General features: G+C 59.3%; 10 protein-coding genes. All 10 read left to right on the top strand.

Annotation, left to right across the window (positions count from 1 at the left end):
• Position 1 precedes the first annotated feature (1 nt).
• The 10 genes from CAURIC_RS05390 to metK all read left to right on the top strand — a co-directional run bounded on the left by CAURIC_RS05390 (position 2) and on the right by metK (position 12,436).
• Entirely contained in the window at positions 2–979 is a 978-nt protein-coding gene (locus tag CAURIC_RS05390) for an aspartate carbamoyltransferase catalytic subunit (RefSeq protein WP_052094730.1), read from the top strand.
• 40 nt (positions 980–1,019) lie between these two features.
• Entirely contained in the window at positions 1,020–2,417 is a 1,398-nt protein-coding gene (locus CAURIC_RS05385) for a dihydroorotase (RefSeq protein ID WP_035113192.1), read from the top strand.
• A 95-nt stretch (positions 2,418–2,512) separates the two neighbouring features.
• Positions 2,513–3,649 carry a glutamine-hydrolyzing carbamoyl-phosphate synthase small subunit gene (gene carA / locus CAURIC_RS05380; RefSeq protein WP_035113134.1) on the top strand — a complete coding sequence of 379 codons (1,137 nt, stop codon included), beginning with the start codon at positions 2,513–2,515 and terminating at the stop codon, positions 3,647–3,649.
• 98 nt (positions 3,650–3,747) lie between these two features.
• Positions 3,748–7,152, top strand: coding sequence for a carbamoyl-phosphate synthase large subunit (gene carB, locus CAURIC_RS05375; protein WP_290183406.1), 3,405 nt, complete (start codon positions 3,748–3,750; stop codon positions 7,150–7,152).
• Positions 7,149–8,054, top strand: a complete 906-nt coding sequence (pyrF, locus tag CAURIC_RS05370) for an orotidine-5'-phosphate decarboxylase (RefSeq protein ID WP_035113135.1) — start codon at positions 7,149–7,151, stop codon at positions 8,052–8,054. The genes carB and pyrF overlap by 4 nt, the downstream gene beginning before the upstream one ends.
• 395 nt (positions 8,055–8,449) lie before the next feature.
• Positions 8,450–8,770, top strand: coding sequence for an integration host factor, actinobacterial type (gene mihF / locus CAURIC_RS05365; protein WP_035113136.1), 321 nt, complete (start codon positions 8,450–8,452; stop codon positions 8,768–8,770).
• A 3-nt stretch (positions 8,771–8,773) separates the two neighbouring features.
• Entirely contained in the window at positions 8,774–9,343 is a 570-nt protein-coding gene (gene gmk, locus CAURIC_RS05360; RefSeq protein WP_035113137.1) for a guanylate kinase, read from the top strand.
• A 79-nt stretch (positions 9,344–9,422) separates the two neighbouring features.
• A complete protein-coding gene (gene rpoZ, locus CAURIC_RS05355; protein ID WP_035113138.1) occupies positions 9,423–9,704 on the top strand; it encodes a DNA-directed RNA polymerase subunit omega in 282 nt (93 codons plus the stop codon).
• A gap of 19 nt (positions 9,705–9,723) precedes the next feature.
• A complete protein-coding gene (gene coaBC, locus CAURIC_RS05350; RefSeq protein WP_035113139.1) occupies positions 9,724–10,995 on the top strand; it encodes a bifunctional phosphopantothenoylcysteine decarboxylase/phosphopantothenate--cysteine ligase CoaBC in 1,272 nt (423 codons plus the stop codon).
• A gap of 208 nt (positions 10,996–11,203) precedes the next feature.
• Positions 11,204–12,436, top strand: coding sequence for a methionine adenosyltransferase (gene metK, locus CAURIC_RS05345; protein WP_290183405.1), 1,233 nt, complete (start codon positions 11,204–11,206; stop codon positions 12,434–12,436).
• Position 12,437: the final 1 nt, after the last annotated feature.

Genomic DNA, 12,437 nt, shown 5'->3' with positions numbered 1-12,437 from the left:
AATGCAGCACCTGTTGAGTATCGCGGACCTGAGCCGCAACGAGATTGTGGGACTGTTGGATGAGGCGGATCGATTTGCCGAGGTGTTGGATGGGCGTGAACTGAAGAAGCTGCCGACGTTGCGGGGGCGCACGATCTTCACCATGTTTTACGAGAACTCCACCCGCACCCGTTCCTCTTTCGAGACCGCAGGCAAGTGGATGAGCGCGGACGTCATCAACGTCTCAGCTTCCGGATCCAGCGTGAAAAAGGGCGAGTCCCTCAAGGACACGGCACTGACGCTGAAAGCAGTCGGTGCCGATGCCATCGTCATGCGGCACCCGTCATCTGGCGCGGCACGTCAAGTGGCCAATTGGTTGGGGGAAACGGCGATCATCAACGCCGGTGACGGCTCCAACCAACACCCCACACAAGCCCTGTTGGACGCGGTGACGATGCGCCGCCACCTGGGGGAAATCGAAGGCAAGCACGTGGTGATCGTGGGCGATATTTTGCACTCGCGAGTGGCGCGCTCCAACGCACAGTTGCTGACCCGCCTGGGCGCCGATGTGACGTTCGTGGCCCCTCCCACCTTGCTTCCCTTTGGAGTTGAAAAGTGGGGGATGGACGGCAGTGAAGTGCGCGTGGCGCACGATATGGATACCCAACTGTCTACCGCCGATGCCGTCATGATGCTGCGCGTACAAGCTGAGCGCATGAACGGCGGGTTCTTCCCATCGCATCGGGAGTATGCGACCCGTTACGGCATGAGCAAGGCCCGCTTGGCGAAACTGCAGGACGATGCCATCGTCATGCACCCCGGCCCCATGCTGCGCGGCATGGAGATCAACGACGACGTGGCCGATGACCCACGCACCGTAGTCCTCGACCAGGTAACAGCGGGTGTGCAGGTACGCATGGCCGTGCTGTTTACCTTGCTGGTCGGCACGGATTCTTCACAGGTTATCGACGCCCCCCAGTCCCGCGAACCACGCCCGTGAGTGGGGTAGGAATCTTTCAATGAACGAGGAGATTATTGCCATGACCAACAACGACAAATCACCTTCGGCTACCTACCCCGATGATCGTGCGTACCCCGCCACCGGCGACCTCGCCCCGGTGCCGACGGGGGCCGAGGCCGAGGTCCTGCTGCAAGGGGTGCTGATCTACGGTGAAGGAGAGCCCACCGATGTCCTCCTGCGCGACGGCGTGATCGCAGAAATCGGCCAGGCCGCCGGTAAAACTGCTGCGACGAATGCTGAGGTACTGGACCTCAACGGCCAAATCCTACTTCCGGGGTTAGTGGATATGCATGTTCATCTTCGCGAACCAGGCCGCGAGGATACCGAGACCGTGGCGACTGGTTCGGCAGCGGCCGCTCAGGGCGGTTTCACGGCCGTTTTCACAATGGCCAACACCGCACCGGTGATGGACAACCCTACGATCGCCGAAACCGTATGGTACAAGGGCCAGAAGACCAACCTGTGCGACGTCCACCCCGTGGGTTCCATCTCCAAGGGCTTGCAGGGTAAGGAACTAACCGAGTTCGGCATGATGGCCGATTCCGATGCCAAGGTGCGCATGTTCTCCGATGATGGAAAGTGTGTAGATGATCCGCGCCTCATGCGCCGTGCCATCGAGTACTCCCGCGGTGTAGATGTGCTGCTGGCTCAGCACTGCGAAGAACCGCGCCTCACCGAAGGCGCAGTCGCGCACGAGGGCGATCATGCAGCGCGCTTGGGTTTGCGCGGTTGGCCCCGCGTGGCGGAGGAATCCATCGTGGCGCGCGATGCCATCATGGCCCGCGATTACGGTGGGCGCGTGCATATCTGCCACGCATCCACCGAGGGCACCGTGGAGTTGCTGAAATGGGCGAAGGCCCAAAACATCCCACTGACCGCTGAGGTCACCCCGCACCACCTGATTCTTACGGATGAGCGACTGGAAACCTTCGATGGCGTAAACCGCGTGAACCCGCCACTTCGCGAAGAGCGCGACACGCGCGCACTGCGGCAAGCCCTCGTCGATGGCATCATCGACTGCGTGGCTACCGATCATGCACCACACGGATCCGAAGAAAAGTGCTGCGAGTTCGACAAGGCCCGACCAGGCATGTTGGGTCTGGAGACCTCACTGGCGCTGATCGCACAGATCTTCGTACTCAACGGCGATCAGGACTGGCGATTCGTCGCCCGCGTGATGTCCGAGCGCCCAGCGCAGATCACCAAGCTGCCAGGTCACGGTCGCCCCATCGCAGTGGGCGAGCCCGCCAACCTCTGTGTGGTCGATACAACCACATCGTGGGTTGCCGAGGGCGAGAAAATGGCATCCAAATCCCGCAACACTCCCTACGAGGGAATGGACATGCCCGTGAAAATTAGCACCACCATCCTGCGAGGCAAGGTCACTTGTCGCGAGGGCCTAGCGGTAACCGAGTAAAGGGATTTCCGTGGCGGCGTCGGTAAAAAGAAAAGGCGCCAACCGCGTACACACCACACACGCTTCATGATAAGCACAATGAAAAGAGGACACTAATGACCCGTACCCCAGCAGCCCTGGTTTTGGCCGACGGCCGTATCTTCCGTGGCCGTGCCTTCGGCGCACAGGGCACTACTCTCGGCGAAGCGGTCTTCACCACAGCCATGACCGGTTACCAGGAGACCATGACGGACCCCAGCTACCACCGTCAGATCGTTGTGGCGACCGCACCCCAGATCGGCAACACCGGATGGAATGACGAGGACGGCGAATCCCGCAACGACAAGATCTGGGTGGCCGGTTTGGTTATCCGCGACTTGTCTCGGACAGTGAGTAACTGGCGCGCCAACCGCAGCCTAGAAGACGAGATGACCGCCCAGAACATCGTGGGCATTCAGGGCGTGGACACTCGCGCTATCGTGCGCCACCTGCGCGACAAAGGCTCGGTTGCTGCCGGCATTTTTTCTGGCGACGCCGCCCTGGTCAGCGACGATGAGATGATCGCGAAGGTTAAAAGCCAGCCGTCAATGGAGGGCGCAGATCTGGCCGGGGACGTATCCACCGATGAGGTTTACATCGTGGAGCCGGAGGGCGAAACTCGGTACACGGTCATCGCCTACGACATGGGTATCAAGACGAACACACCTCGCGAGTTTTCCAAGCGCGGAGTGCGGACCGTGGTGGTGCCACACAACACCAGCTTTGAGCGCGTACAGGAACTGATGAAAGAGCACGGCGCAACGGGCGTATTCGTCTCCAACGGTCCTGGTGACCCCGCGACAGCTGATGCCACAATCGCAGAAGTGAAGAAAGTTTTGGAGGCAAAGATTCCGTTCTTCGGCATCTGCTTCGGTAACCAGATCCTAGGGCGTGCGCTGGGCATGGAGACATACAAGCTGAAGTTCGGCCACCGCGGTGTGAACGTACCCGTCATCAATCACGTGACCGGACGCATTGACATCACCGCCCAGAACCACGGATTCGCGTTGAAGGGTAAGCCAGGGGAGAAGTTCTCCACCCCCTTCGGTGAAGCCCAAGTCACCCATACGTGCCTCAATGATGATGTTGTGGAGGGCGTGGCCCTCCTGGACGGCTCCGCGTTTTCGGTGCAGTACCACCCCGAATCGGCTGCCGGTCCCCACGATGCAAACCCACTGTTCGACCAGTTCTTCGAGATGTTGGATAAGGCCTAAAGAATTGCGCCAGCCCCCTTTTTGTGCTGACTGCTTTTCATATTTCCAGCCATAACCATATAAACCCAGTTAACAGAGAAAGCTTCTGAGGAAACCCCATGCCACGTCGTGAAGACATCAACCACGTCCTCGTTATCGGTTCCGGTCCTATCGTGATCGGCCAAGCCTGTGAGTTTGACTACTCCGGAACGCAGGCTTGCCGTGTGTTGAAGGAGGAGGGCCTTCGGGTCACCTTGATCAACTCTAATCCGGCCACCATCATGACCGACCCGGAGTTCGCCGACCACACGTACATCGAGCCGATTCAGCCCGAGTACATCGAGAAGATCTTTAAAGCAGAGCAAGAAGCCGGTCACAAGGTGGACGCGGTTCTGGCGACCTTGGGTGGTCAGACCGCACTGAACGCCGCCATCCAGCTGGACCGCCTGGGCATCCTGGAAAAGTACGGTGTAGAACTCATCGGTGCGGATATCGAAGCCATTGAGCGCGGCGAGGACCGGCAGAAGTTCAAAGACATTGTGGAGAAGATCGGCGGGTCTTCGGCTCGCTCCCGGGTGTGCCACAACATGGAGGAAGTCCACGCGACCGTGGCGGAGCTGGGCCTGCCCGTCGTCGTTCGTCCGTCGTTCACCATGGGTGGCCTGGGTTCCGGCCTGGCGTACACCACTGAGGACCTAGAGCGGATCGCCGGCGGCGGTTTGGCTGCATCACCCGAGGCCAATGTGCTCATCGAAGAATCGATCTTGGGCTGGAAGGAATTCGAGCTGGAGCTTATGCGCGATGGTAAGGACAACGTGGTGGTTGTCTGCTCCATTGAAAACGTCGATGCACTGGGCGTGCACACCGGTGACTCGGTCACCGTCGCCCCATCCATGACATTGACGGACCGCGAGTTCCAGACGATGCGGGATCAGGGCATCGCGATTCTGCGCGAAGTTGGTGTGGACACCGGCGGTTGTAACATTCAGTTCGCCATCAATCCCAAGGACGGCCGCATCATCACTATCGAGATGAATCCGCGTGTATCCCGGTCCTCCGCACTGGCTTCCAAGGCGACCGGTTTCCCCATCGCGAAGCTGGCCGCCAAACTGGCCATCGGATACTCCCTGGACGAGGTACGAAACGACATCACCGAGGTCACCCCAGCTGCGTTCGAGCCCACCCTGGACTACGTCATCGTCAAGGCTCCACGCTTTGCGTTTGAGAAGTTCCCCGGTGCGGACGACACGCTGACGACCACCATGAAGTCCGTGGGTGAAGCAATGGCCGTGGGCCGCAACTACATCACGGGCCTGAACAAGGTCATGCGTTCCCTGGAGACCAAGCAAAGCGGTTTCTGGACTACCTCCGACGAGTACTACGCTGGCGAGCGCGCCACCGATAAGGCTGCGGTTCTGGAAGATCTGAAGCGCCCGACCGAGGGGCGTATGTACGACGTGGAGCTGGCACTGCGATTGGGCGCCACCATTGACGAGGTGTACCAGGCCTCCGGAATCGACCCCTGGTTCTTGCACGAGGTCAAGGCTTTGGTGGACTTCCGGCAGGAGCTTATCGACGCCCCCGTGCTCACTGAAGAACTGCTGCGCGAGGCCAAATACTATGGCCTGTCCGATCGTCAGATCGCCGCACTGCGCCCCGAGCTGGCCGGAGAAGACGGGGTGCGTTCCCTGCGCTGGTCCCTGGGAATCCGCCCAGTATTCAAAACGGTGGATACGTGTGCAGCGGAGTTCGAGGCAAAGACCCCTTACCACTACTCTTCCTACGAACTGGATCCCGCTGCGGAATCCGAGGTCGTGGAGCAAAAGGACAAGAAAAAGGTTCTGATTCTGGGCTCCGGCCCGAACCGCATTGGTCAGGGAATCGAGTTTGATTACTCCTGTGTGCACGCTGCGTTGGAACTGTCCCGCGTGGGATACGAGACCGTCATGGTCAACTGCAACCCAGAGACCGTTTCCACCGACTACGACACTGCAGACCGCCTGTACTTCGAGCCGCTGACGTTCGAGGATGTTATGGAGGTTTACCACGCCGAGGCTCAGTCCGGAGAAATTGCCGGCGTGATCGTGCAATTGGGTGGTCAAACCCCGTTGGGCTTGGCACAGCGGCTCGCAGATGCAGGTGTGCCGATTGTGGGTACTAGCCCCGAGGCCATTAACCTCGCCGAGGACCGTGGCGAATTCGGGAAGGTGCTGGAGCGCGCTGGCCTGCCAGCGCCTGCATACGGCACAGCTACCAGCTTCGAAGAAGCCCGCGAAGTGGCAGCACGCATCGGTTACCCCGTTCTGGTTCGCCCTTCCTATGTGCTGGGTGGCCGTGGCATGGAGATCGTCTACGACGAGGCGCACCTGGAGGACTACATTTCCCGCGCCACGGAGATCACGGCCGATCACCCCGTGCTGGTGGACCGCTTCTTGGATTCCGCGATCGAGATTGACGTAGATGCCCTTTGCGATGGGGAAAACGTTTACCTCGCAGGTGTTATGGAGCACATCGAGGAAGCCGGTATCCACTCCGGTGACTCCTCCTGTGCTCTGCCGCCGGTGACCTTGAGCAAGCAGGATATTGACCAAGTTCGTGCCTCCACGGAGGCTCTCGCCCACGGGATTGGTGTGAAGGGCCTGATGAACGTGCAGTTTGCCCTGAAAGATGACATTTTGTATGTCATCGAGGCGAACCCACGAGCCTCTCGTACGGTGCCATTCGTTTCCAAGGCCACCGGTGTATATCTGGCAAAAGCTGCCTCCCGCATCATGCTTGGTGCCACGATTCCCGAGCTATTGGAAGAGGGCATGTTGCCGTCCGACCGCGACGGTGGCTCCCTGCCAATGGATCATCTCGTTGCGGTGAAGGAAGCGGTGTTGCCGTTCAACCGTTTCCGTAGCCCGAACGGGCAAGTCATGGATTCGTTGCTGAGCCCCGAGATGAAGTCCACCGGTGAGGTCATGGGCTTGGACCGCGAGTTCGGCATTGCCTTCGCCAAGGGCCAATTAGCGGCGTTTGGCGAACTCCCAACGTCCGGCACGGTGTTCGTTTCTGTCGCTAACCGAGACAAGCGAGCCCTGTTGCTGCCAATCCTGCGTTTGTCCTCCCTGGGCTTCAACATCTTGGCCACTACTGGCACGGCAGAAATGCTGCGCCGAAATGGTGTGGAATGCACGACCATTGCCAAGGTCACCGAGGTGGATGGAAGCAAGGGGGTCAACGCTGCTGCTGGGACAGCCGTCTCCTCTAGCGGAGAGCACGCGGTCAATGCCGAAGGCGCCAGCAATGTAAGGACCGTGGTCGATTACATCCGCGATGGAGAAATCGATTTGGTCATCAACACTCCGGCCGGTTCCGATCACTCCCGCACCGATGGTTACGAGATCCGCTCTGCGACCGTTAATTACAGCGTGCCGTGTGTGACCACCGTGCAGGGCATCGTGGCCGCTGTCCAGGGCATTGAGGCTTTGTTGCGCGCCGAGCCTGGTGTGTACGCCATTCAGGATGTGAAGCACTCATGACCCAGTCACCCGCCCGCCCCACCTTTGGCGAGCGATTTCTAGAACGTGCCCAGTCCCACGGAAAGCTTTGCGTAGGTATTGATCCCCACGAACAGTTGCTGAAAGATTGGGGCCTTGGGGTGAACGCAGAGGGGCTTCGTGAGTTCACCCGCATCTGTGTGGAGGCATTCGCACCTACCGCATGCGTTGTGAAGCCCCAAGTGGCGTTCTACGAGGCCTTTGGCTCCACAGGATTCGCGGTGCTCGAAGAAGCAATCTTCGAGTTGCGGCGACACGGGGTACTGGTGATTGCCGATGCCAAGCGCGGTGATATCGGCAGCACCATGGCTGGGTACGCCAGGGCATGGGTGCATCCTGATTCACCGCTGTGCTCGGATGCCATGACGGTTTCGCCGTGGTTGGGTTTTGATTCGATCCAGCCTGTGAAAGAGGTCGCAGATGACAACGGTGCTGGCGTCATTGTGCTCGCCGCCACCAGCAACCCCGAGGCCCCCTCAGTTCAAAGCGCCGTAGTTACCAGCCCATTCGAGGGTGGGCCCAGCGTGGCGTCGAAGGAAAAAGACCCGCTAGTGGCGGGGGAGAAGGCCCCAGCGACACTGGCCCAAGACATCGTCAACCGGGTGGCGGCAGCCAACCGGGAGTACGGCGCGGCGGCTGGCAACGTGGGTGTTGTGGTGGGTGCGACTGTGAACGATCCACCACGACTAGACGAGGTGGGTGGCATGGTGTTAATGCCTGGCGTGGGTGCGCAGGGTGGCACGATGGCCGACGTGAAGCGAATTGCGGGGCAAGCGGGCTCGTTGGTGAGCCCAAATGTTTCCCGAGGAATTCTCAAACATGGCCCAGACGTAGGCGAACTTGGCGAAGCGGTGGCTAAGCTCACTAGCGAGATGTTGGTTTAGCTGGGTAAACCCGTGCTAGACTGACCTTCGTCGTTTCGCATACAGCTCTGATTTTTCGCGAATCGGCGGGTTAGTTGCACGCAACTGGCCCCCGAATGCCCGCGAGTGATTTACAGTCATTTAAGGTGTGTCGGTTGGCAGTGGCGAGTGGGATACCCTAGTATCCAACTCTGCTTCCGATAATTCACCGTCGGAGATGGTTCGAACACGGTAACTTCGACCGCGCAGGCTGATCGCCCGCTTGGGCAAGCCGGTTCTGACTGTGGTGCGGAAGAAGCCGGAGGGTGCGGTCGTACTCTGTTCGGCACTGGTGGCTCCGGCCGTGGAGTCACACACAACAAGAAGCTTTAACAACCCGTTCAATTACGAGAAAACCAAGAAAGACGGAGGATCCCGTGGCACTTCCCCAGTTGACCCCGGAGCAGCGCGCAGAAGCACTGAAGAAGGCCGCTGAGGCCCGCAAGGTTCGTGCAGAACTTCGCGAGAAGCTCAAGCGTGGCGCAACCGACCTGAAGCAGGTGCTCAAGGACGCCGAGACCGACCCAATCCTGGGCAAGATGAAGGTCCACTCCCTGCTGGTTTCCCTGCCAAAGGTTGGCAAGGTCAAGGCAGAAGAGATCATGAACCAGCTGGAGATCGCTCCGACCCGTCGCCTGCGTGGCTTGGGTGACCGCCAGCGCCGTGCCCTGCTGGAGCACTTCGGCTACGAGGTGTAGGTCTTGAACGCAGGCCTGAATAATCGACGCATAGTCGTACTCGCTGGGCCTTCTGCGGTGGGCAAATCCACCGTGGTGGCCCGGTTGATCCAAGAAGTACCTGGCCTGTTTTTCAGCGTGTCAATGACCACCCGCGATCCGCGCCCGGGAGAGGTTGACGGCAGGGATTATATCTACGTCACCCGCGAGCAATTCCAAGATCATATTGATTCTGGGAAAATGCTCGAATGGGCCGAGATTCACGGTGGTTTGCAGCTGTCCGGAACACCACGACAGCCCGTGGAGAGCGCCCTCGAAGAAGGCCGCCCGGTGCTTGTGGAGGTGGATCTTGAGGGGGCCCGCAACGTCAAGAAGCTCCTTCCGGAATCACGGACAGTATTCCTCGCACCACCATCGTGGGAAGTTTTGGTTCAACGCCTCACGAACCGTGGTACCGAAACTGAAGACGTAATCAACCGCCGGCTGTCCACGGCGAAGACCGAGATGGCAGCGCAGACGGAATTCGATCACGTTGTAATCAACGAGGATGTCAACGAGGCAGTCGCTGAGATCAGCGAGATTCTGAACCGCTAAGCTCTTAATAAGGGCTCAAGTGCGGGTGGTAGCTCCCCGCAATTTTTCCAGCAGTAACTACTAAAAGAAGGTGCATACCGTGGCAAACCAGGACGTGAATTCGAACGAGACGGTGTTCGATCCGCCAGTTGGCATCACTAATCCGCCGATCGATGAGCTCCTGACTAAGGTCTCCTCCAAGTATGCGTTGGTTATTTTCGCCGCCAAGCGCGCGCGTCAGATCAACGATTACTTCCAGACAGTCGACGAAGGTGTATTCGAGTTCGTGGGGCCATTGGTAACCCCAGAAGCTCAGGAAAAGCCACTGTCGATTGCCTTGCGCGAGATCAATAAGGATCTGCTGGAACACACCGAAGGTTAAACAGACTAGGCTATCCGGTGTGAATGATTCTTCAACCGGGAAATCTGACAACATGCCGCTCCGCGTCGTTATCGGCGTAGGGGGCGGCATTGCCGCGTTTAAGGCCGCCCACTTAGTTCGGTACTTCACGGAAAAGGGTCACCATGTCAACGTGATTCCAACGTCCACCGCGCTGCGATTTGTGGGCGCTGCCACGTTCGAAGCACTGTCCGGGAATCCGGTATCCACCGACGTCTTCGACAATGTCGATGAGGTGCAACACGTGCGTCTGGGACAGGAAGCAGACCTCATCGTCATTGCCCCAGCCACTGCCGACCTCATGGCACGGTTAGCACAAGGCCGTGCAGATGACCTGCTCACTGCCAGCTGTTTGGTGGCAACCTGCCCCGTGGTTCTGGCCCCAGCGATGCATACCGAAATGTGGCAACACCCCGCCACCCGCGACAACGTGGCTTTGCTGCGATCTCGCGGCACCGTCGTGTTGGAACCAGCCCACGGCCGGTTGACTGGCAAGGACACGGGCCCTGGTCGGTTGCCTGAGCCCGATCACATCGGGCAATTGGCTGAGGCTGTAGTTGCCGACCGTGACATGTACCGCCAATCGCTGACTGCGCGGAAAGTCGTGATCAGCGCGGGTGGTACGCATGAAGCTTTGGATCCGGTGCGGTATTTGGGGAACGCCTCTTCAGGGCGACAGGGCTTTGCGCTGGCAGATGTGGCCGTGCAGCGTGGCGCACAGGTCACCCTGATTGCTGGTGTTACCGAAGATTTGCCCGTGCCCTCGGGGGCAAACGTTATTCGAGTGGCCTCGGCACGTGACATGCAGCAGGCTGTCACCGCTGCGGCCCGCGATGCAGATGTGGTGATCATGGCTGCAGCGGTGGCAGATTATCGCCCGGCCAACGTGGCGGCTGCCAAGCTGAAGAAGGGTGGGGGTGATGACCTGAGCTCTCTCGCGCTTACCGAAAACCCGGATATTTTGGCTGGCCTGGTGGAAGCACGTCGTGCGGGCGAACTGGCGTCGGAAATGAAAATAGTAGGCTTCGCTGCCGAAACAGGAGATGCCAGCCACAGCCCGTTAGACCATGGCAAAGCGAAGTTGCTGCGCAAAGGCTGCGATTTGCTCATGTGCAACGAGGTGGGAAACGGGAAGGTTTTCGGCCAGCGGGACAGCCAAGGGTGGCTATTACATCCCGCAGGTGACGACGTTGTGGTGACGGATGTTCCCCACAGTTCTAAACTGCGCGTGGCCGCCACGATGTGGGATGAGATCGAGTCCCTTGACGAATGATGCGATGAGGGTAGGTAGACTCATACGCCGTCCGTAGAAATTGGACAGGCTTTTCAACAGGCGGGGGTTGTTCCCGCCTGTGACCGCGTAATTGGCCAACGCTAGACAGCTTGGTCTACTATGGCGTGATAACCGAAGAACCCGCCCGGTGGTTACCCGCCCGCCGAGCACAGATGAAGCTAAAAATATTCTCACGATAGGAAACACCGTGGCATTGCGACTGTTCACCAGCGAATCCGTGACTGAAGGCCACCCGGACAAGATCTGCGACGCGATCTCGGATTCCATCCTTGACGCACTTTTGGAACGCGATCCGGAGGCCCGAGTCGCAGTAGAGACGGTCGTGACCACTGGTCTTGTGCACGTCGTTGGCGAGATTCGTACCAACACATACGTAGAAATTCCGCAGATTGTGCGCAACAAGCTCTTGGAGATCGGATTTACTAGTTCCGAGATGGGCTTTGATGGCCACACGTGCGGTGTGAGCGTCTCCGTTGGCGAGCAGTCCCAGGAAATCGCCCGTGGCGTGGATACCGCAATCGAACACCGCAATGGCGAACCCACCTCGTTGGAAGAAGAAGACAAGCTGGGCGCAGGAGATCAGGGCCTGATGTTCGGCTACGCCACAAACGAGACCCCGGAATTTATGCCACTGCCGATCTCTCTGGCACACCGGCTGGCCCGTCGCCTGACGGAGGTTCGCAAAAACAACATCATCCCGGGATTGCGTCCAGACGGCAAAACTCAAGTGACGTTCGAATACGACGATGCCGGCAAGCCCATCTCCATCGAAACCATCGTGATCTCCACGCAACATGACCCCAGCTGGGAGGGTGAGGCGCAACAGGCCAGCCTGCGTGCGAGCTTGAAGACTCACGTTGTCGATCACTGCATTGGCGAAGCTGGCCTGGGTCACTTCGTCTCCGATGACCTGAACCTGCTGGTCAACCCGTCCGGCTCTTTCATTCTGGGCGGTCCCGCTGGGGATGCGGGCCTAACTGGTCGCAAGATCATCGTGGATACCTACGGAGGAATGGCACGCCACGGCGGCGGCGCGTTTTCCGGCAAGGACCCCTCGAAAGTGGACCGCTCCGGCGCGTACGCTATGCGCTGGGTTGCCAAAAACATCGTGGGCGCTGGCCTTGCCGATCGTGCCGAGGTGCAGATCGCGTACGCCATCGGTCAGGCCCGCCCGGTGGGACTGTACGTGGAAACGTTCGGTACGGAAAAAGCTCCGGTGGAACTGATTCAGGCCGCAGTCAGCGAGGTCTTCGATCTGCGCCCCGCAGCCATCCTGCGCGACCTCGACCTGAAGCGTCCGATTTACGCCCAGACCAGTGCGTATGGTCACTTTGGTCGCACGGACTTAGACGTGCCTTGGGAGCGTTTGAACCGCATTGACGAGCTGAAGTCGGTCGTCGCCGCCCTGCAGGCGAGGTAAA

Source organism: Corynebacterium auriscanis (genome assembly GCF_030408435.1).
In the GTDB taxonomy this organism is placed as follows: Bacteria; Actinomycetota; Actinomycetes; order Mycobacteriales; family Mycobacteriaceae; genus Corynebacterium; species Corynebacterium auriscanis.
This window is presented reverse-complemented; position numbering and strand designations above follow the sequence as displayed.